Source organism: Pseudomonas sp. 10(2024), from assembly GCF_045164175.1.
GTDB lineage: Bacteria > Pseudomonadota > Gammaproteobacteria > Pseudomonadales > Pseudomonadaceae > Aquipseudomonas > Aquipseudomonas alloputida.
In genome coordinates this window covers 415895-435898 of the sequence record NZ_CP174006.1, presented here as the reverse complement: position 1 = coordinate 435898, position 20004 = coordinate 415895, and the positions used below count along the sequence as shown (strand labels likewise).

Genomic DNA, 20004 nt, shown 5'->3' with positions numbered 1-20004 from the left:
GGGGAGTAAAGTTTTATATGCGCGAAGGACTGCCTCATATTGTTGTTTCTGGGTTCAATGCAAAGGGGCCATTTAGACCTAAAGGGCGCGGAAGAAATCCACTAGTACCAGTCCAGGATAGGACTGCACATGGGGCCTTCATCCAAAATGCGTATAGAGAAGCTGTCGACCAAGGAATTCTTCGCAAGGAAGCCGAAGTCCCTCTCACAGAAGACACAGGTATATATTTAAAAATCAAAGGCGTTCCAAATTGCCAACTCCAGCTAGACAGCTTAGACACTAAAAAAAGCTATCGCTTGCAAAGCTGGCATATGGAAGGAGATAGCGAAGTTGCTGTTATATTTGTCCCCGATAACAAAAGAAATGACCTAGCAGGAAAAATTGAAGCATATCTAAACCCCGCCAAAGATGTGGTCAACGAAAAAGAAAATACGTCAAACCCAAAAAATCGTCGACTCATAGACAGTATTCAAGAAATTCGCCTTGCTGATTTAAGCTCTTTTTGGACCGACAAACCACACCTTTTCCCAGCAAACTCGACCGAAGTTATATGGTGGGAAGTTTGGCTAAACTGGAAAGATAATCAGGGCAGCCCCCTAGCTCTTGCGAGAGATATCGGCGAGAGGCTCGGCGCAGAGATCTCTAGTAGCTACTTAACTTTCTTTAAGTCAGCAGTCTTCCTGATTAAGTGCACTGCGGAACAGCTTTCCAGAGTTCCAGAGCTTATCGGCAACCTCTCAGAGCTTCGTCGGGCTCAAGCTTCACCTAACCTATCTATAACTCTTTCCCCCACCGACCAGCAAGATCTCGCTACGGCTCTTCAGGGACGAGTTACGTTCAACCGTAATTCTACTGCCTCTATTTGCGTTCTTGACACCGGAGTAAACTATAACAACCCACTACTTTCAGTAGTGTGCAGCGCGAGGAACTCCGAGTGCTGGAATGCCACATGGCCACATTTCGACAATTACGCACCGGCGTCCCCATACAACGATCATGGTTCAAAACAAGCCGGCGTAATATTATATGGGCAGCATCTGCAGGAACTTCTTTTCTCTAATACTCCAGTAGAGTGCACTTACCACATAGAGTCCGCAAGAATATTCCCTCCAACTGGCAGAAATGATCCTCAGCTTTATGGCGCAGTCACTGTTGACACCGCGAACAAAATTGAGATCCAGAATCCCAATTGGAATAGAGCATACTCCCTCGCAGTTACTGCTGTACCATCAGGCCCTACTGGTCAACCCTCCTCTTGGTCTGCGGAAATTGATTATTACTGCTCCGGCTATTTAGATGACAAACAACGGCTGTTCATCATCTCTGCTGGAAACAACTCCGCGCTACGCCCTGATCTAGACTACTGGGACCAAGTCAATAACGCAGAAATTGAAGATCCAGCCCAAGCTTGGAACTCAATTACCGTCGGTGCGTCTACGTTCTTAACTGAAGTAGATGACCCAACCTTCGGTGGATGGGCTCCATTTGCGCACCCCGGAGACGTAGCGCCGTCATCGAGATCGTCAGTTAGTTGGGAGTGGCGGAGACAAGCCCCTTACAAACCAGAAGTCGTGGCGGAGGGAGGAAACCGGCTCCTGTCGCCCGACCAGACTGAAGTTAGTGATGCTGATTGCGTCTCCATACTTACAACTTCCGGCCGTACTGCTGGATTAGTATTAGAAACAACGAGAGACACGAGCTCGGCCTGCGCAGTAGTATCTAAAGAGGCCGGCCTTCTACTTGCGGAGTATCCTAATTACTGGCCCGAGACAATACGTGGCCTTCTTGTACATTCTGCCTCATGGACTGACAGAATGTATGAGCGATATGGTTTGCTGCTGAAGTCGCACACAAGGGGCAACGCTAAAGAGATAATGCTTCGTACTGTAGGCTACGGAATAATTGATGCTCAAAAAGCTCGCCACAGCGCAGACAACCTACTAACACTCATATCTCAAGAGACTATAAAGCCATTCATCAAAGAGCGCGGCAAAGAAAACAGCGCCACAGATGCAAAGTTGAATGAGATGGTTCTTTATGAGCTTCCTTGGCCAGAAGAAGTGCTGCAGTCTCTGGGACACCAAAATGTAAAATTAAAGGTTACTCTGTCTTACTATATAGAGCCGAACCCTGGCCGCAAGGGATACCGCAGCAGATATACCTACCAGTCGCATGGCCTTCGCTTTGAAGTTATAAGACCGGATCAAAGCCTTCAAAACTTTAAGAACTTCATCAACGGTTTGGCCAGTCAAGATGACGAAGAGTATGATGGCCCAGAGGGAGATAACTCCGGTTGGTTCTTCGGCCCTGCGCTTAGGAAGCGAGGTTCAGTACACACTGACACTTGGACTGGGGATGCTGCGCAGCTGGCGAGTATGAATTACATCGCCGTATACCCCGTAGGGGGATGGTGGAAGCATAAAACCTCGGATAATTACTGGAAAAAAACCGCTAGGTTTAGCTTGATCGTCACGATCGAAACTCCTGAAGTAGAGGTTGATATATACACGCCTGTACAAAATATAGTCGAACTGCAGATTGAGGTGTAAAAAATAGAAAACCCGAGACCAAGGCGGCTCTGCTGCCGCAGCCGGTCGAGGGTTGGAGCACCGAACCTGAGCCGAACCACGATAACACCGTACTTAAGCCTGCCACGTGTACCTCCTCTGGAGGTACACTAGAGGTACATCACGAATGTCCTCAACTGTAACCTACCGTTCGCTAACGTACTGATTGCCCTGTACTTTCGCGTATTGTACCGTTTGATCCACGGTTCGAGTCCGTGTGGGCCCACCAGCTTACAAGCCGCGCACTGCGCGGCTTTTTCATTCCCGCAAGAAATAGATGATCAGGGGCGTGTACATCCAGCGCAGCGGCGCCGAGCGCATGACCTTGGAATTAGCGCTGAAACGGTATCTCAGCGAAATCAGCCCCACCAAGAAGCCGATCACCCAGCACGCCGATGATCGCGGAAAGGTGCCCTATCGATACTTCAAGCCCAACACCCTAGCTTGAGGATCAGACAATGAGCCGAATAGCCGCCATTATCAGCTCACAAAATGAGCCGAATATGCTCGCTAATCGGCTCACAGATGAGCAAGCCTATGAATGAACCTGGGCCTGTCCCGTGACAACGGACGCCAAGAAGCTGGCTACAGAGCCAGGCGCCTGGGGATAAACGAAGAAGGCCGCACCACTGCACGATCCAGTCCATCGGGCGAGGCCATCAACCATGGGCAACCCATAAGAACCCTCCCAGCCTGCTCCACCATCCCCTCTGCCAACGTCCGCAATGTATCGCTGTTGGTTAATCCCCTCCCGGACGCATCTCGACCTGCCGTGGGTTGTAGAAGGTCATGCCAGGCGGAATATCCCGCGTAACCAACGACATCGCGCCAATCACCACGTCAGCCTGCGCATCGCGCACCTGCCGGGGGTGGTGATTACCCGGTATGTGAGCATCGGGCGCAACTTCTTCATCCGGCAGAACTGCTCGATCGGCAGGCGCCGGGCGTGACGCCGGGCAAGGCCGCCGCGGGCGTCGAGGTACTGGGCCAGGCGATAGGCGAAGAGGAAACGCAGTTTGTTGTCCTTGCGTGCGCGGCGCAGTACGTTGAACAGCAGGCTGATAGGGCGTCCGGGCTTTTTCTTGTTGGAGACTTCCAGTCGCCAGCATTCGAGCAGGTGGTCGAGGTTCACGCTGAGGTTCCCGTTGGACTAGCACTTCATCATGCCGAATTAGTGCCGAAGACGCAGCCTTCGGACATGCACGGCCGTTCTCACCAAAAGTGCCAAGCCGACGCCGTCAACGGTGATCGACTGTACCTGGCCTTGCCCTGATTGGCACAGGCTGGCTAGGCTAGCGGGCCAACCGTAGAGACTCGCCATGTCGGATTCCCGCTCCATCACGCTGGATGAAATCGATCGCCAGCTGATCGCCCTGCTGCAGATCAACGCCCGCGAAAGCGTCGCCACCCTCGCCCGCCAGTTGGGCATCGCCCGCACCACCGTCAATTCGCGCCTGGAGCGGCTGGAGAAAAACAAGGTTATCTCCGGCTATGGCGTACGCCTGGGCCAGAGTGTGATAGGCGGCGGGTTGCAGGCGTATGTCGGGATCAAGGTGCAACCACGCTCCGGCAAGGACGTGGTGCGGCGCCTGAGTGCCATGGGCCAGGTGCAGCAGCTGTGTGCGGTAAGCGGCGAATTCGACTATGTGGCCTGGCTGCGTACGGACTCGCCCGAGCAGCTGGATCAGTTGCTCGACCAGATTGGCAGTGTCGACGGGGTGGAGAAAACCACCACGTCGATCATTCTCAGCAGCAAGGTGGACCGTGGACAGCCGCTTTGAACGGACTGGCGCTCGGGTGAGGTTAGCGGGCGTGGGTCAGTTCTAGATTTCACGGCAGGAGCCGGTTGTAGGAGCGGGTTTACCCGCGAATAGGGCAGAGAATCTACCGACGCATTCGCGGGTGAACCCGCTCCTACAAAGGGCCAGGGCGGTTTCTGAACTACCTCGACCGCCTGCCTCGTCTTAATGAACATGAGCTTAATCATTACGACGAAACTAACTACATTCAGACAACACTCTGCACCTTAATAACGAACACCCCACTCCCTAAAATGACAGCCAGGCATCTCCTATACTCAGGCTCCGCTCCTCGCGCAGCCTCTCTGGCAAGGTCATTTCATGAATAAGAAGAACCGCCACCCCGCCGACGGCAAGAAGCCGATCACCATTTTCGGCCCGGACTTCCCTTTTGCTTTCGACGACTGGCTGGAACACCCGGCAGGCCTGGGCAGCATTCCGGCTGAGCGCCATGGGGAAGAGGTGGCCATTGTCGGTGCCGGTATCGCCGGCCTGGTAGCGGCCTACGAGCTGATGAAGCTGGGCCTCAAGCCGGTGGTGTACGAGGCTTCCAAGCTGGGCGGCCGGCTGCGCTCGCAAGCCTTCAATGGCACTGACGGGATCGTTGCCGAGCTGGGTGGCATGCGCTTCCCGGTGTCGTCCACCGCCTTCTACCACTACGTCGACAAGCTGGGCCTGGAGACCAAGCCCTTCCCCAACCCGCTGACCCCGGCTTCGGGCAGCACGGTGATCGACCTGGAAGGCCAGACCTACTACGCCGAGAAGCCCACCGACCTGCCGCAACTGTTTCATGAGGTAGCCGACGCCTGGGCCGATGCGCTGGAGAGCGGTGCGCAGTTCGCCGATATCCAGCAGGCCATCCGCGACCGTGATGTACCGCGCCTGAAGGAACTTTGGAACAAGCTGGTGCCGCTGTGGGACGACCGCACCTTCTACGACTTCGTCGCCACCTCGCGCTCTTTTGCCAAGCTGAGCTTCCAGCACCGCGAAGTGTTCGGCCAGGTCGGTTTCGGCACCGGCGGTTGGGACTCGGACTTCCCCAACTCGATGCTGGAAATCTTCCGCGTGGTGATGACCAACTGCGACGACCACCAGCACTTGGTGGTCGGGGGCGTGGAACAAGTGCCACAAGGCATCTGGCGCCACGTACCGGAACGCTGCGTGCATTGGCCAGAGGGCACCAGCCTGAGCACACTGCATGGCGGCGCACCGCGTACCGGGGTCAAGCGCATTGCCCGCGCCGCCGATGGCCGCCTGGCGGTCACCGACAACTGGGGCGATACCCGCCACTACAGCGCAGTACTCGCCACCTGCCAGACCTGGTTGCTGACCACCCAGATCGACTGCGAGGAATCGCTGTTCTCGCAAAAGATGTGGATGGCCCTGGACCGTACCCGCTACATGCAGTCGTCGAAAACCTTCGTCATGGTCGACCGCCCGTTCTGGAAAGACAAGGACCCGGAAACCGGCCGTGACCTGCTGAGCATGACCCTCACCGACCGCCTCACCCGCGGCACCTACCTGTTCGACAACGGCAACGACAAGCCCGGGGTGATCTGCCTGTCGTACTCGTGGATGAGCGACGCGCTGAAGATGCTGCCGCACCCGGTGGAAAAGCGCGTACAACTGGCCCTGGATGCGCTGAAGAAGATCTACCCGAAGACTGATATCGCCGGGCACATCATCGGCGACCCGATCACGGTTTCCTGGGAGGCCGACCCGTACTTCCTCGGCGCCTTCAAAGGCGCGCTTCCGGGCCATTACCGCTACAACCAGCGCATGTACGCGCACTTCATGCAGCAGGACATGCCGGCGGAGCAGCGCGGTATCTTCATTGCCGGTGACGACGTGTCATGGACCCCCGCCTGGGTTGAAGGCGCGGTACAGACGTCGCTGAACGCGGTGTGGGGTATCATGAACCACTTTGGTGGCCACACCCACCCCGACAACCCCGGCCCGGGCGATGTGTTCAACGAAATCGGCCCGATCGCCCTGGCGGATTGAGACAAGGAGGCACCATGCGCATCGCTCTGTACCAGGGCGCACCCAAGCCACTGGATGTGCCCGGCAACCTGCAACGGCTGCGCCACCAGGCGCAGTTGGCAGCCGAACGCGGCGCACAGTTGCTGGTGTGCCCGGAGATGTTCCTGACCGGCTACAACATCGGCCTGGCCCAGGTCGAGCGCCTGGCCGAGGCCGCCGATGGCCCGGCAGCCATGACCGTGGTGGAGATCGCCCAGGCGCACCGCATCGCCATTGTCTATGGCTACCCGGAGCGCGGCGATGATGGGGCGATCTACAACAGCGTGCAGCTGATCGATGCGCATGGCCGCAGCCTGAGCAATTACCGCAAGACCCACCTGTTCGGTGAACTGGACCGCTCGATGTTCAGCCCTGGTGCGGACCACTTCCCGGTGGTGGAACTGGAAGGCTGGAAGGTTGGCCTGCTGATCTGCTACGACATCGAGTTCCCGGAGAACGCCCGACGCCTGGCGCTGGACGGCGCCGAGCTGATCCTGGTGCCGACGGCGAACATGACGCCGTACGACTTTACCTGCCAGGTGACCGTGAGGGCACGGGCGCAGGAAAACCAGTGCTACCTGGTATATGCCAACTACTGCGGCGCGGAAGAAGAGATCCAGTATTGCGGGCAGAGCAGCATCATCGGCCCGGATGGCAGTTTACTGGCCATGGCTGGGCGGGATGAGTGCCAGTTGTTGGCAGAGCTCGAACATGAGCGGGTGGTACAGGGGCGCAGGGCGTTTCCCTACCTGACCGATTTGCGCCAGGAGCTGCACCTGCGTAAAGGCTGACAGGGGCCGCTATGCGGCCCATTCGCGGGCACGCCCGCTCCCACGGGATCTGCGCTGCCTTTCATACCGGCGCCATACCCGCGAAAAGGCCGGGCCTGCAAACAAATCGGTTAGCATGGAGCGCAGCCACCGGAGCCCCCATGCCTGACGCCATCCGCCAACTCACCCTCGCCAACGGCTTGCAACTGACCCTGCGCCACGCCCCTCGCCTCAAGCGCTCGGCCGCCGCACTGCGGGTGCACGCGGGCAGCCACGACGCGCCTGCCAAATGGCCCGGTCTGGCGCACTTCCTCGAACACCTGTTCTTCCTCGGTACCCCGCGCTTCCCGCTGGAAGACGGCCTGATGCGCTACGTGCAAGCCCTGGGCGGCCAGGTCAACGCCAGCACGCGCGAACGCGCCACCGACTTTTTCTTCGAGGTGCCCCCCAACACGCTCGGTGGCGGTCTAGAGCGCCTGTGCCAAATGCTGGCAGAACCGGATCTGGGCATCGAACGCCAACGCCGTGAACGCGAAGTGATCCATGCCGAATTCATCGCCTGGTCGCGCAATCCATCGGCCCAACAGCAGTTCGCCTTGCTGCAGTCAGTGTCGGCCAAGCATCCACTGGGCGCTTTTCATGCTGGCAATCGATACACCCTGGCCTTGCACGACGCGGCTTTCCAGCAAGCGCTTGCGGGCTTTCATCAACGCTTCTACCAAGGCGGCCAGATCTGCTTGAGCCTTTGCGGTCCGCAGCCGCTGGATGAACTTGAACACCTTGCCCGGCAGCATGCCGAACTGTTCGCCGCAGGTGAGCGCGTGCCGCAAATGCCCCCGCCGCCACTGCCAGCAATCGCTAGCTCCCTGACCTTCACTCACCAAGGCCTCCCCAGCGGCGCCGAGCACGCCCTGGAACTGCTGATCGCTTACCTGGAGGACAGCCGCCCAGGTACCTGGCTGGGCACGCTGCGCGAGCGTGGCTGGCTACAACGTTTCACGGCCGAAAGGTTGTATGCGTTCGCCGGTCAGCTGCTGTGGCACCTTGACCTGAAGCTCAGTGCCGACGCTTGCCCGGACGAAGCCAGCGCCCTGCTGCAAGGTTGGTTGAGGTTCATCCGCCAGGCCGACCGCGAACAGTTGAACCACCAATTCGGCCTGTTGCAGCGCAGCCGTGCGCACAGTGCCAGCGCGCTCGAGCTGGCCCGCCGGGACAGCACAGGCCAGCCGTTCGCCAAGCTGGATGCCCAAGGGTTGCAGGCGCTTGGCGCCCTGCTGGAAAGCCTGCCAGGTGGCGACCATGGCAACTGGCAGCGCTTGCCAGTCGACCCATTGCTGATGGCTGACCTGCCCCATGCCAAGGCGCAGCCGCTGCCGGCAGCGCTGAAGATCAGTGACCAGCTCCCGCCCGCGCGCCAATACGCTGCGCTGTACCTGCGCTGGCATGTACCTTCGCCGTTGCGCCAGCAGCTACAGCGTGTGCTGGAACTGGCCCTGGCACCACTGCAGGAACGCTGTAACCGCGCCTCCGTGCAACTGCAGTACAGCAGCGCCGGAGAATACTGGCAGTTGCACTGCGCCGGCCTGCCAGCAGCAGTGCTGCGGGCAGTGGAACAAGCCTTGGCCTTGATGCTCAAGCCACCTGCCAGTTGCTGGCTGCCCGGCACGGCGCAGCCCCCGGCACTGATCCCCATCAGGGCCCTGCTCAAGCAACTGCCAGACGCAGTGCGGGGTAGCCTGTCCGCAGCGGTGCCTGCCTGCACGCTTACCCAGCAGCAACTTGACAGCCTGTGGCTGCACACCGAGTGGCATGGCATGGCTGCAGGCTTCGAGGATAGCGCGCTAAAGGCTTTGGGCACTGCGCTGCAGCAGTGCCCTGGGCAGGGCTCGCGACCTGGCCCCCTGCCAACCTGGGCAAACCACCGCTGGCAGCATGCCCAAGTGCCAGGCAGCGAACATGCCCTGCTGCTGTTCTGCCCGTTGCCTGCGGCCAAAGAAGCCGCAGGCCGCCTTTTAGCCCAATTGCTGCAAGGGCCGGTTTACCAGCGCCTGCGGGTAGACTTGCAACTCGGCTACGCGGTGTTAAGCGCCTTTCGTCAGGTCGAGGGGGTCGGTGGGCTGCTGTTCGGCGTGCAATCCCCCCACACTGATCAGGCACAGGTGCTCGACCACCTGCTCAACCTGCTGCGCCATGGCGTCACCCTTGACCCGGCCGCTCGCCAGGCATTGGCTGGGCAATTCGACGAGCCCGCCATGGCCAATGCCGATGTCGCCGAATGGGCGTGGCAGACACACTTGGCCACACAAGCCGATCGGCTGGATGTGCTGCGCAGGTCTATCCTGACTACGCGGCAGACGGATCTGGACCACCTGCTGAGCGCCCTGCTCGACCCAGGTTCCGCTTGGCTATGTTTGGCCAACGCTGCCGCGCCAGACACTTCCTGGCAGGGCGAAAATCGATGATTATTACGCGAACTGCAACGGCGCTTCTCGAATAATTAACCTTCCGGTTCAAATTTTTCTTGTAAGATAGCGCAATCCCGTTTTCACGGAACTGCCAACGCATGGCGGTACCCAAGTAGTAGCTGAACAACCCAACCCTCATTCGGAAGGAGTAATTCCATGTGGACCAAACCTGCATACACTGACCTGCGTATCGGCTTCGAAGTCACCATGTACTTCGCTAACCGCTAAGCCAGGCTTAGGGTTTCACGCCTCGGCCTGCCGGGGCGTTTTCGTTTTTTCGATCCGGTTTCTGCATAGAGAGTGGCCATGTACATCCAGGTTCTCGGCTCCGCCGCCGGTGGCGGGTTCCCGCAGTGGAACTGCAACTGCGTCAACTGCAAGGGCTACCGTGATGGCACCCTGAAAGCCACGGCGCGCACCCAGTCATCCATCGCCCTGTCCGACGACGGTGTGCACTGGATATTGTGCAATGCCTCGCCCGATATCCGCGCCCAACTGCAGGCCTTTGCGCCGATGCAGCCGGCCCGGGCACTGCGCGACACCGGTATCAACGCCATCGTCCTGCTGGACAGCCAGATCGACCACACCACCGGCCTGCTCAGCCTGCGCGAAGGCTGCCCGCATCAGGTGTGGTGCACGGACATGGTCCACCAGGACCTGACCACCGGCTTCCCGCTGTTCAACATGCTCAGCCACTGGAACGGTGGCCTGCAGTGGAACCGTATCGAGCTGGAAGGCAGCTTCGTGATCGACGCCTGCCCCAACCTCAAGTTCACCCCCTTCCCCCTGCGCAGCGCCGCGCCGCCTTATTCGCCACACCGCTTCGACCCGCACCCGGGCGATAACCTGGGTTTGATGGTCGAAGACACCCGCACCGGCGGCAAGCTGTTCTACGCCCCGGGCCTGGGCCAGGTAGACGAAAAGCTGCTGGCGATGATGCACGGTGCCGACTGCCTGCTGGTCGACGGCACCCTGTGGGAAGACGACGAAATGCAGCGCCGTGGCGTGGGCACCCGCACCGGCCGCGAGATGGGTCACCTGGCCCAGAACGGCCCTGGCGGCATGCTGGAAGTGCTCGACGGCTTCCCGCGCCAGCGCAAGGTACTTATCCACATCAACAACACCAACCCGATTCTCGATGAAAACTCACCCGAGCGCGCCGAAGTCCTGCGCCGGGGCGTCGAAGTTGCCTTCGATGGCATGAGCATCGAGTTGTAAAACAGTCTGTGAGGCGACACCAGACCCTGTGGGAGCGGGCATGCCCGCGAAAAAGCCAACACGGTCCATGGCACCGGCTTCGCCGGTGTTCGCGGGCACGCCCGCTCCCACAAGGGAGAGAGATGTGCCAGGCCAGATAATCGTTCTACAGGAGCCAGCCGAATGAGCGACGCACTGCCAATGTCCCCTGCCGAATTCGAGCAGGCCCTGCGCGCCAAGGGCGCCTATTACCACATCCATCACCCGTACCACGTGGCGATGTACCAGGGGCGCGCCACCCGCGAGCAGATCCAGGGCTGGGTGGCCAACCGCTTCTATTACCAGGTCAACATCCCGATGAAGGATGCCGCGATCCTGGCCAACTGCCCGGACCGCGAAGTGCGCCGCGAGTGGATCCAGCGCCTGCTCGACCACGATGGTGCGCCCGGCGAGGATGGCGGCATCGAAGCCTGGCTGCGCCTAGGCCAGGCTGTCGGGCTGGACCCGGACCAATTGCGCTCGCAAGAACTGGTATTGCCTGGCGTGCGCTTTGCCGTGGACGCCTACGTCAACTTCGCCCGCCGCGCCAGCTGGCAGGAAGCCGCCAGCAGCTCGCTGACCGAGCTGTTCGCCCCGCAAATCCACCAGTCACGCCTGGACAGCTGGCCGCAGCACTACCCGTGGATCGACCCCGCCGGCTATGAGTATTTCCGTACCCGCCTGGGCCAGGCTCGACGCGATGTGGAACACGGCCTGGCGATTACCCTGCAGCACTACACCACCCGTGCGGGCCAGGAGCGTATGCTGGAGATACTGCAGTTCAAGCTGGATATCCTCTGGAGTATGCTCGATGCCATGAGCATGGCCTACGAACTGAACCGCCCGCCCTATCACTCCGTCACCCAGGAACGGGTGTGGCACAAGGGAATCACCCTATGAGTTTCGACCGTAACCAGGTACCCAACTGGCGCCCCGGCTACCGCTTCCAGTACGAGCCGGCGCAAAAGGGCCATGTGTTGCTGTACCCCGAAGGCATGATCAAGCTCAACGACAGCGCGAGCCTGATCGGTGGCCTGATCGACGGCCAGCGTGACGTGGCAGCGATCATCAGCGAACTCGAACAGCAATTCCCCGGTGTCCCGGAAGTGGCGGACGACATCGAGCAGTTCATGGAGGTGGCCCGTGCCGAACACTGGATCGTCCTCGCCTGAGTTGCCGCCCACGCCCGAGGTCGGCCTGCCGCTGTGGCTGCTGGCCGAGCTCACCTACCGCTGCCCGCTGCAGTGCCCTTACTGCTCCAACCCGCTGGACTTCGCCGCCCAGGGCCAGGAGCTGAGCACCGAACAGTGGTTCAAGGTCATGGCTGAAGCGCGGGAAATGGGTGCCGCACAAATCGGCTTTTCCGGCGGTGAACCGCTGGTACGCCAGGACCTTGCTCAACTGATCGCAGAGGCCCGCCGCCTGGGTTACTACACCAACCTGATCACCTCGGGCATTGGCCTGACCGAGGCGCGCATCGCCGACTTCAAGAAGGCCGGCCTGGACCATATCCAGATCAGCTTCCAGGCCAGCGACGAGCAGGTGAACAACCTGCTGGCCGGCTCGAAAAAGGCTTTTGCACAGAAGCTGGAAATGGCCCGCGCGGTGAAAGCCCATGGCTACCCGATGGTGCTCAACTTCGTCACCCATCGGCACAACATCGACAAGATCGACCGCATCATCGAGCTGTGCATTGCCCTGGAGGCCGACTTTGTCGAGCTCGCCACTTGCCAGTTCTATGGCTGGGCGCACCTCAACCGCCTGGGGCTGCTGCCAACCCGCGCGCAGCTCGAGCGGGCCGAACGTATCACCAACGAATACCGGGACAAGCTCAAGGCCGAGGGCAACCCGTGCAAGCTGATTTTCGTTACCCCTGACTACTACGAAGAGCGCCCCAAGGCCTGCATGAACGGCTGGGGCAACCTGTTCCTCACCATCACCCCGGACGGTACCGCATTGCCCTGCCACGGCGCCCGCCAGCTGCCGGTGCAGTTTCCGAATGTACGCGACCACGACTTGCACCATATCTGGTATGAATCGTTCGGTTTCAACCGCTTCCGTGGCTATGAGTGGATGCGCGAACCGTGCCGCTCCTGCGACGAGAAAGAAAAGGACTTCGGCGGCTGTCGCTGCCAGGCCTTCATGCTGACCGGTGATGCCAGCAACGCCGACCCAGTGTGCGCCAAGTCGACCGAGCACGGCATCATCCTCAAGGCCCGCGAGGAGGCAGAAACCGCCCAGCTCGCGATCGAACAGATGACCTTCCGCAATGATCGAAACTCCCGTGTCATCGCCCGCGGCTGAATTCAGCGCGGCCCAGGCGGTTGCCGCCGGCACCGACTTCGCCGAACTCAAGGTCAGTGCCGACGGGCTGTTCTGGAACGAGTTCCGCCCAGCCGATGGAGCGTGCCGTATCTGGCACTGGCTGCACTACCAGGCCCGCTGCCTGACCCCGGACGGCTTCAGCGTACGCAGCCGGGTCTATGAGTACGGCGGCGGCAGCTTCTGCCTGGGTGGCGACGGGCTGGTGTTCGTCAACGAAAAGGATCAGCAGGTCTACACCCAGCCGCTGGACGATCTGTTACCACGTGCACTGACCCAGGATGCCCGCTGCCGCTATGGCGATGTGCAGTGGCACGACGGCCAGGTGCTGGCCGTCGAAGAGCGCCATGCCGAGCAGGTAGAGCACCGCCTGGTCGCTTTGGGTGACAGCAGCCGCGAGGTGCTCGCCGAGGGCGCCGACTTCTACGCCTCGCCTGCCGTCAGTGCCGATGGCCAGCGCCTGGCGTGGATCGAATGGGACCGCCCGGCGCAGCCCTGGACCGTCACCCGGTTGATGTGCCGCGTGCGCGATGCCAGCGGCCACTGGGGGCCGGCGCAATGTGTAGCCGCCGCCGAAGAATCGCTGCAACAACCACGCTTCGATACCGAAGGTCGGCTCTACTGCCTGTCCGACCGCAATGGCTTCTGGCAACCCTGGGGTGAGGTCGATGGCCAATGGCAGGCGTTGCCTGCTGCACCGGCGGACCATGCTGCTGCGCCTTGGCAATTGGGCACCTGTACCTGGCTGGCACTGGGCCCGCAAAGCTACCTGGCCAGCTGGTTCGAAGACGGCTTCGGGCAATTGGGGCTGCGTGGTGAAGATGGCCGTATGGAGCGTTTCGCCAGTGCCTACACACGCTTTCGCAGCCTGGCCATGGACAGCGAACACCTGTATGCCATTGCCGCGTCGCCCATCAGCCCACCGGCAGTCATTGCCATTGACCGCAGCAACCATGAAGTACGCGTACTGGCCGGTGGTGCCGAAATACTGCCAGCAGGGCAAATCAGCCTACCGCAGCCGATCCACTACGGCAGTGGCGGCGAGCAGGCCCATGGTTTCTTCTACCCACCAGCGCAGCCGCAAGGCGCCGCACCGCTGGTGGTGTTCATCCACGGCGGGCCAACCTCAGCCTGCTATCCCGTGCTCGACCCGCGCATCCAGTACTGGACCCAGCGTGGCTTTGCCGTGGCCGACCTCAACTACCGGGGCAGCACCGGCTATGGTCGGGAATACCGCCAGGCACTGCACCTGCGCTGGGGCGAAAGTGACGTGGCCGATGCCTGCGCGGCGGTCGAATACCTGGCTGCTCAAGGCCTGGTCGACAAGCACAAGGCGTTTATCCGCGGCGGTAGCGCCGGTGGCTACACCACCTTGTGCGCCTTGGCGTTCCATGACGTGTTCCGCGCTGGCGCCAGCCTCTATGGGGTCAGCGACCCGCTAGCCCTTGGCCGTGCCACGCACAAGTTCGAAGGGGATTACCTGGACTGGCTGATCGGCGACCCGCAGCGCGACGCTGAACGCTATCGCCAGCGCACGCCGCTGCTGCATGCGCAGCGCATCAAGGTGCCGGTGATTTTCTTCCAGGGTGAGCTGGATGCGGTGGTGGTGCCGGAGCAGACACGCGCCATGTTGACGGCGCTACAGGCCAACGGGATCGACGCTGAAGGGCATTTTTATGCGCAGGAGCGGCACGGGTTCCGCAAGGCCGAGAACCTGGCGCATGCCTTGGAAGAAGAGTGGAAATTCTATTGCCGGGTGTTGGCGCAATAGTTCTAGTCGCCCCGAGCAGGAGCGACCTTGCGCTGCTCCTGCTCGGGCCAATCTCTGCCTGTATCAACGCTTGGCGATGATATACACCGCATGCACGATCCCCGGAATGTATCCCAGCAAGGTCAGCAGAATATTCAGCCAGAACGCCCCGCCAAACCCCACCTGCAGAAACACGCCCAGCGGTGGCAGAAGAATGGCGATGATGATGCGAATAAAGTCCATGCGAGTCTCTCCTGAAGGGTTACATCAAAGACTAGCTCCCAGCCGTAGAGGTTCCACAGGCAAAAAAAAACGCCCCGGGCCGAATGAAACAGGCCAGGGGCGATGCGCAGGAACGCCAGACGGTTCGTTGAATTCTTTGGCAGGCCGCTACGCCGGCACTTCGCGACGGGCCTGCTGCTGGGCATGCAGGCGGGCGAAAGCGCGCGCCAGGCGCAGCAGCATTTCGTCGATGTTGCCTTTGCTCACAGTCAGCGCCGGTGAAAAGCGCACTACATCCACTTGCGGCGCGTTGAGCAGCAGGCCTTCGTGCAGGGCCGCGGCCACCAGTTCGCGGGCCAGGTTTTCTTTCAGTTGCAGGGCCCATAACAGCCCGTGACCGCGCACTTCACCCTGACCATAGCGCCCGGTCAGGCGGCTCAGGCCTTCACGCAGGTGACGACCGTTGTCCTGTACCTGGGCCAGAAAGCCAGGTTCCAGCACGCTGTCCAGCACCGCCAGGCCGGCGGCGCACATCAGCGCGTTGCCGTGATGGCTGCCTTCCAGCTCACCAGGCTCGGCGCAGCATGCCTTGCCCCTCGCCAACAAGGCGGCCAGCGGCACGCCGCCCCCCAGGCCCTTGCCCAAGGTGATGATGTCGGCACGCACGCCATAGAGCTCTTCGGCCAGCAGCGCACCACAGCGACCAATACCGGTCTGCACCTCATCAAGGATCAGCAGGATGCCCAGTTCGCGGCAGAGCGTTTCCACGCCCTTGAGGTATTCCTGAGTAGCGGGAATAACGCCCGCCTCGCCCTGTATCGGCTCGAGCATGATTGCCACGGTGCGTGAATCCACCTCGGCGTGCAGCGCCGCCAGGTCATTGAACGGCACCTTGCTGAAACCCGGCAGGCCAGGTTCGCAGCGATTGCACGGCAACGGGTCGGACGCGGACAGCGCGCCCAGGCTCCGGCCATGGCAGGCTTGGCTGGCAGTAATGATGTGATAGGCGCCATTGCGGTGCAGCTGGCCCCACTTGCGCGCCAGCTTGATCGCCCCTTCACAGGCCTCGGCACCGCTGTTGAGCAGGTAGGCCTGGTCACTGCCGGTACTCTGACACAGCCGGTTGACCAGCCCCAGCAGGCCACGGTTGTGGAAGCCCGAGCCCGGGTTGATCAAGGCCTGAGCCTGGTTGCCCAACGCTTTGACCAGCACGCTGGGGCTGTGGCCCAAGCTGTTGACCGCACCGCCCTGAGTGAAGTCCAGGTAGGCATGACCTTCGTTGTCCCACAACCACGAGCCCTGGCCACGCACGAATACCTGCGCTGCACGTTCGGCGCCGGGCATCAGGCGCTCAGGCGACAGCTCAGACGCGTGCGGCACGATCACCGGCGCACGCTTGGGCTCGGCGGCGGGGGCAGGAGCCGAGCGGCGCAGGTTGAACAGGTTCATCAGGGCTCCAACCAATCACGGTAAAGGGCAGCCACGGTGCGGTCTTGATGCCGGCACTCGATATTTTGCCTTGCCTATCAAAAGTGTTTTTCATCCGGGGTAACAATCGACCGAATCATCGCTGTAACCCTTTGGAATACGGCGATAGACTAGGCTTCAGCAGGGTTTTCGACCATTTCGTTTTTCCAGCATTTTCGATAAGTGTTGCTTATGGATTTCCGCCAACTGCGTTATTTCGTCGCGGTGTACGAAGAAGGCCACGTAGGCCGTGCCGCCGAACGCCTGTCGCTGTCACAGCCGGCGCTTTCCCAGCAGATCCGCCAGTTGGAGCACAGCCTCGACCTGAGCCTGTTCGAGCGCAGCAACAAACGCTTGCTGCCGACCCTGGCCGCCCACACCTTGTACAACCATGCCCTGCCGCTGCTCGACGGCCTGCAGCGGGCCCACGAGGCCATGCGCAACTTCAAGGGCCAGTCGCTGCGCACCTTGGCTATCGGTGTATTGCAGACCGTGCGCCCAAGCCTGATACCGCAGCTGCTTGAACGGCTGCGCAAGGCTCAACCTCACCTGGTCGTGCAGATTTACGAGTTGTCGGGGTTGGAGATCGAACGGCGCCTGCTCAACGGCAACCTGGACATCGGCATCAGCTATTTGCCGCCGCGCCAGCCAGGGCTGCATGGCCTGCTGTTGTACGAAGATGAGCTGCAACTGGTCATACCCGATACCCACCCGTTGAAGGACTTCAAGAAGGTGTCCATCCGCCAAGCCGCCGAGTTGCCCATGCTGATGCTGGGCGAGGAGTTCCAGATCCGTCAGATCTGGCAGGCGCAGCTGGCCAGCCAGGGCCGACGGCCGCAGGTGCAGGCAGAGATGAACAATATGGCAGGGATTCTCGATAGCCTCGCGCACACTGCGCTGGCGACCATTCTGCCGGGGCGCGCCAAGGAGGCCGCCGAAGATGATCAGGGGCTGCTGTGGAAGCCGTTGAGCGAGCCGCGCGTGCCGTTGAAGGTCGGCCTGGTATTTCGCGATGCCCAGCGCCAGCAGGCTTCTGTGGAGCTGCTGCGCACGTTGCTGGAAGAAGAGACGGACGCTCGCCTGATGGGAGCATCACCGCTGGATGTGCTGGCCTGAAAAACACGCACGCAAAGAAAACCCCGCCGAAGCGGGGTTTTCCAGACTGTTTCCCTGTGACATCCGTATCGCCCCGCCATCCTGGCAGGTGGTCCTTCGTCGTCGTCCTTGATCTGTCCTTTGCGCTTCCTGCGCAACGTCCATGTGGTAAAGATTAACCGTGGATCCAATCTTAGAACAGTGGTGAAAAGTCACCACGTCGTGTAGGAAAAAGCTTACACAGGAGATTCATTGACAGATATGCGATGGCTTGGGGCCGCTTCGCGGCCCAGTCCCGACGCAAGGCCGCTCCACATATCCAAACTTAGGCGATACCTGTGGGAGCGGCCTTGCGTCGCGATTGGGCTGCGCAGCAGCCCCAAAAATCGATCAGAACTGCTCGGCTTCCAGCAGGTACAGCGACTCACTCCCCGCCTTCACCGAAGCCACCAGCGAATCCACCCGTGGCAGCAACCGCGCAAAGTAGAACCGCGCCGTACCCAGCTTGCCCGAATAGAACGGCGCATCCCCCTCGCCCGCCAGCGCCGCCCGCGCCATCAGTGCCCACATGTAGCCATAGGCAACATAGCCAAAGGCATGCAGGTACTCGACCGAAGCCGCGCCAATTTCATTCGGGTTGCCCTTGGCCTGCTGCAATACCCACTCGGTCAACCCGTCGAGCTGGTCGAGCGAAGCGCCCAGTGGCTTGGCGAATTCGTCCAGTTCGCTGCCTGCACCGGTAATGAACTGGCGAATCTCGTCAGAGAACAGCTTGTAGTATGCCCCGCCGCTGGCCACCACTTTACGCCCCATCAGGTCGAGGGCCTGGATGCCATTGGTACCCTCGTAGATCTGGGTAATGCGCACATCGCGCACCAACTGCTCCTGCCCCCACTCACGAATGTAACCATGCCCGCCGAATACCTGCTGGCCATGCACTGCGCACTCCAGGCCCAGGTCGGTGAGGAAGGCCTTGGCCACCGGTGTCAGCAGTGCCACCAGCTCTTCGCTGCGTTTGCGCACGCTGGCGTCTTCGCTGTACTTGGCACTGTCCAGTTGCATGGCCACGTAGGTGGAGAAAGCGCGGCCACCCTCGATCAGCGCCTTCATGGTCAACAGCATGCGACGCACGTCCGGGTGGACGATGATCGGGTCGGCAGCCTTGTCCTTGGCTTGTGGGCCGGTCGGGGCACGGCTTTGCAGGCGATCGCGGGCGTACTCCACGGCGTTCTGGTAGGAGCGCTCGGCCGAAGCCAGGCCTTGAATGCCGACGCCCAGGCGCTCGTAGTTCATCATGGTGAACATGGCCGCCAGGCCTTTGTTCGGCTCACCGACGATGTAGCCGACAGCTTCGTCGAAGTTCATCACACAGGTAGCCGAAGCCTGGATGCCCATTTTGTGCTCGATCGAGCCGCAAGTGGCCGGGTTCCGTGCGCCGAGGCTACCGTCTTCATTGACCAGGAACTTCGGCACCAGGAACAGCGAAATCCCTTTCGGCCCCGCCGGTGCATCCGGCAACTTGGCCAGCACCAGATGGATGATGTTCTCGGTCAGGTCGTGTTCACCACCGGTGATGAAGATCTTGGTGCCGCTGACCTTGTAGCTGCCGTCAGCCTGGGGCTCGGCCTTGGTGCGGATGATGCCCAGGTCGGTGCCGGCATGCGGCTCGGTCAGGCACATGGAGCCGGCCCAAACGCCGGCATACATGTTCGGAAGGTATTTTTCCTTCAAGGCCTCGCTGGCGTGGGCGTTGATCGACAGGCAGGCGCCGGCGGTCAGCATCGGGTACAGGCCGAAGGCCAGGCTGGACGCGTTGACCATTTCCTCGACCTGTGCCGAGATGGCCTTGGGCATACCCATACCACCGAACAGCGGGTCGCCGCCCACGCCCACCCAGCCGCCTTCGGCGTAGGTGTTGTAGGCCTCGATGAAACCGGCTGGGGTGCGTACCGCGCCGTTGTCCCAGTGGCAGCCCTCCTCGTCGGCGGCGCGGCTGAGAGGCGCAATGGTCCTGGCGGTGACCTTGCCGGCTTCTTCCAGCACGGCCATGGCCGTGTCGGCATCGACAACCTCGGCCAGCCCGGGCAACTGCGTCCACTGCTCGGCCACGTTGAAGACTTCATTCAGTACGAAGCGCATGTCGCGCAGCGGCGCTTTATAGTCAGCCATGACAACCTCTCGCTAGTCGGGTCGGGGCGGTCTCGGGGAACCGCGACACTGGGGTTACTGGCAGTGTAACCGAACAACTTTTGCGAGACATAGGGTCATCAATCGACCGCATAGTCTCAT

At 60.9% G+C, this 20004-nt stretch carries 15 protein-coding genes and 2 pseudogenes; 13 read left to right on the top strand and 4 right to left on the bottom strand.

Annotated features, from left to right (window positions below; genetic code table 11):
* Positions 1 to 17 precede the first annotated feature (17 nt).
* Both ACI7M0_RS01855 and ACI7M0_RS01850 read left to right on the top strand, forming a co-directional pair.
* Positions 18 to 2549: a S8 family peptidase gene (locus ACI7M0_RS01855; protein WP_129932922.1), complete on the top strand. Its 2532-nt coding sequence runs from the start codon at positions 18 to 20 to the stop codon at positions 2547 to 2549.
* Between the two features lie 295 nt (positions 2550 to 2844).
* A pseudogene (locus tag ACI7M0_RS01850) lies at positions 2845 to 2964 on the top strand (site-specific integrase); the annotation flags it as partial.
* Positions 2965 to 3307: 343 nt separating this feature from the next.
* Here ACI7M0_RS01850 and ACI7M0_RS01845 read toward each other — a convergent pair.
* Positions 3308 to 3699 (bottom strand): annotated as a pseudogene (locus ACI7M0_RS01845) (serine acetyltransferase).
* A gap of 187 nt (positions 3700 to 3886) precedes the next feature.
* Here ACI7M0_RS01845 and ACI7M0_RS01840 point away from each other — a divergent pair.
* The 10 genes from ACI7M0_RS01840 to ACI7M0_RS01795 all read left to right on the top strand — a co-directional run bounded on the left by ACI7M0_RS01840 (position 3887) and on the right by ACI7M0_RS01795 (position 14952).
* A complete protein-coding gene (locus ACI7M0_RS01840; RefSeq protein ID WP_003255583.1) occupies positions 3887 to 4348 on the top strand; it encodes an Lrp/AsnC family transcriptional regulator in 462 nt (153 codons plus the stop codon).
* A gap of 339 nt (positions 4349 to 4687) precedes the next feature.
* The gene (locus ACI7M0_RS01835; RefSeq protein ID WP_003255585.1) at positions 4688 to 6370 is read left to right on the top strand and encodes an NAD(P)/FAD-dependent oxidoreductase; all 1683 of its coding nucleotides are present in this window, start codon (positions 4688 to 4690) and stop codon (positions 6368 to 6370) included.
* A 14-nt stretch (positions 6371 to 6384) separates the two neighbouring features.
* Positions 6385 to 7179 carry a carbon-nitrogen hydrolase family protein gene (locus ACI7M0_RS01830; protein ID WP_104960658.1) on the top strand — a complete coding sequence of 265 codons (795 nt, stop codon included), beginning with the start codon at positions 6385 to 6387 and terminating at the stop codon, positions 7177 to 7179.
* Positions 7180 to 7319: 140 nt separating this feature from the next.
* On the top strand, positions 7320 to 9620 hold the full coding sequence (gene pqqF, locus ACI7M0_RS01825) for a pyrroloquinoline quinone biosynthesis protein PqqF (RefSeq protein WP_129932924.1): 2301 nt from the start codon (positions 7320 to 7322) through the stop codon (positions 9618 to 9620).
* 159 nt (positions 9621 to 9779) lie between these two features.
* Positions 9780 to 9851, top strand: coding sequence for a pyrroloquinoline quinone precursor peptide PqqA (gene pqqA, locus ACI7M0_RS01820; RefSeq protein WP_003243383.1), 72 nt, complete (start codon positions 9780 to 9782; stop codon positions 9849 to 9851).
* 78 nt (positions 9852 to 9929) lie between these two features.
* Positions 9930 to 10841 (top strand): pyrroloquinoline quinone biosynthesis protein PqqB, encoded by a 912-nt coding sequence (gene pqqB, locus ACI7M0_RS01815; protein ID WP_010951729.1) that lies wholly within the window; start codon positions 9930 to 9932, stop codon positions 10839 to 10841.
* A 162-nt stretch (positions 10842 to 11003) separates the two neighbouring features.
* Positions 11004 to 11759, top strand: a complete 756-nt coding sequence (gene pqqC, locus ACI7M0_RS01810) for a pyrroloquinoline-quinone synthase PqqC (protein ID WP_003255592.1) — start codon at positions 11004 to 11006, stop codon at positions 11757 to 11759.
* Complete coding sequence (pqqD, locus tag ACI7M0_RS01805) at positions 11756 to 12031, top strand: pyrroloquinoline quinone biosynthesis peptide chaperone PqqD (RefSeq protein ID WP_010951728.1); 276 nt, start codon at positions 11756 to 11758, stop codon at positions 12029 to 12031. The genes pqqC and pqqD overlap by 4 nt, the downstream gene beginning before the upstream one ends.
* A complete protein-coding gene (gene pqqE, locus ACI7M0_RS01800) occupies positions 12003 to 13163 on the top strand; it encodes a pyrroloquinoline quinone biosynthesis protein PqqE (RefSeq protein WP_014860209.1) in 1161 nt (386 codons plus the stop codon). The genes pqqD and pqqE overlap by 29 nt, the downstream gene beginning before the upstream one ends.
* Complete coding sequence (locus ACI7M0_RS01795; RefSeq protein ID WP_129932925.1) at positions 13129 to 14952, top strand: S9 family peptidase; 1824 nt, start codon at positions 13129 to 13131, stop codon at positions 14950 to 14952. Before pqqE ends, ACI7M0_RS01795 begins: the two co-directional genes overlap by 35 nt.
* A 63-nt stretch (positions 14953 to 15015) precedes the next feature.
* On the opposite strand, the gene ACI7M0_RS01790 is transcribed toward ACI7M0_RS01795, so the two are convergent.
* Entirely contained in the window at positions 15016 to 15174 is a 159-nt protein-coding gene (locus ACI7M0_RS01790; RefSeq protein WP_003177654.1) for a YqaE/Pmp3 family membrane protein, read from the bottom strand.
* Positions 15175 to 15321: 147 nt separating this feature from the next.
* A complete protein-coding gene (locus ACI7M0_RS01785) occupies positions 15322 to 16602 on the bottom strand; it encodes an aspartate aminotransferase family protein (RefSeq protein ID WP_129932926.1) in 1281 nt (426 codons plus the stop codon).
* Between the two features lie 210 nt (positions 16603 to 16812).
* Here ACI7M0_RS01785 and ACI7M0_RS01780 point away from each other — a divergent pair, with 210 nt between their 5' ends.
* Positions 16813 to 17736, top strand: coding sequence for a LysR family transcriptional regulator (locus ACI7M0_RS01780; RefSeq protein WP_010951723.1), 924 nt, complete (start codon positions 16813 to 16815; stop codon positions 17734 to 17736).
* A gap of 369 nt (positions 17737 to 18105) precedes the next feature.
* Here the strand turns inward: ACI7M0_RS01780 and ACI7M0_RS01775 are convergent, their stop codons facing one another.
* A complete protein-coding gene (locus ACI7M0_RS01775; RefSeq protein ID WP_064491643.1) occupies positions 18106 to 19884 on the bottom strand; it encodes an acyl-CoA dehydrogenase C-terminal domain-containing protein in 1779 nt (592 codons plus the stop codon).
* Between the last annotated feature and the right edge of the window lie 120 nt (positions 19885 to 20004).

Excerpts from the sequence above, each read along its gene's own strand:
- ACI7M0_RS01855 (WP_129932922.1), top strand. The coding sequence starts at position 18 with ATGCGCGAAGGACTGCCTCATATTGTTGTTTCTGGGTTCAATGCAAAG.
- ACI7M0_RS01840 (WP_003255583.1), top strand. The coding sequence starts at position 3,887 with ATGTCGGATTCCCGCTCCATCACGCTGGATGAAATCGATCGCCAGCTG.
- ACI7M0_RS01835 (WP_003255585.1), top strand. The coding sequence starts at position 4,688 with ATGAATAAGAAGAACCGCCACCCCGCCGACGGCAAGAAGCCGATCACC.
- ACI7M0_RS01830 (WP_104960658.1), top strand. The coding sequence starts at position 6,385 with ATGCGCATCGCTCTGTACCAGGGCGCACCCAAGCCACTGGATGTGCCC.
- pqqF (WP_129932924.1), top strand. The coding sequence starts at position 7,320 with ATGCCTGACGCCATCCGCCAACTCACCCTCGCCAACGGCTTGCAACTG.
- pqqB (WP_010951729.1), top strand. The coding sequence starts at position 9,930 with ATGTACATCCAGGTTCTCGGCTCCGCCGCCGGTGGCGGGTTCCCGCAG.
- pqqC (WP_003255592.1), top strand. The coding sequence starts at position 11,004 with ATGAGCGACGCACTGCCAATGTCCCCTGCCGAATTCGAGCAGGCCCTG.
- pqqD (WP_010951728.1), top strand. The coding sequence starts at position 11,756 with ATGAGTTTCGACCGTAACCAGGTACCCAACTGGCGCCCCGGCTACCGC.
- ACI7M0_RS01795 (WP_129932925.1), top strand. The coding sequence starts at position 13,129 with ATGATCGAAACTCCCGTGTCATCGCCCGCGGCTGAATTCAGCGCGGCC.
- ACI7M0_RS01790 (WP_003177654.1), bottom strand. The coding sequence starts at position 15,174 with ATGGACTTTATTCGCATCATCATCGCCATTCTTCTGCCACCGCTGGGC.
- ACI7M0_RS01785 (WP_129932926.1), bottom strand. The coding sequence starts at position 16,602 with ATGAACCTGTTCAACCTGCGCCGCTCGGCTCCTGCCCCCGCCGCCGAG.
- ACI7M0_RS01780 (WP_010951723.1), top strand. The coding sequence starts at position 16,813 with ATGGATTTCCGCCAACTGCGTTATTTCGTCGCGGTGTACGAAGAAGGC.
- ACI7M0_RS01775 (WP_064491643.1), bottom strand. The coding sequence starts at position 19,884 with ATGGCTGACTATAAAGCGCCGCTGCGCGACATGCGCTTCGTACTGAAT.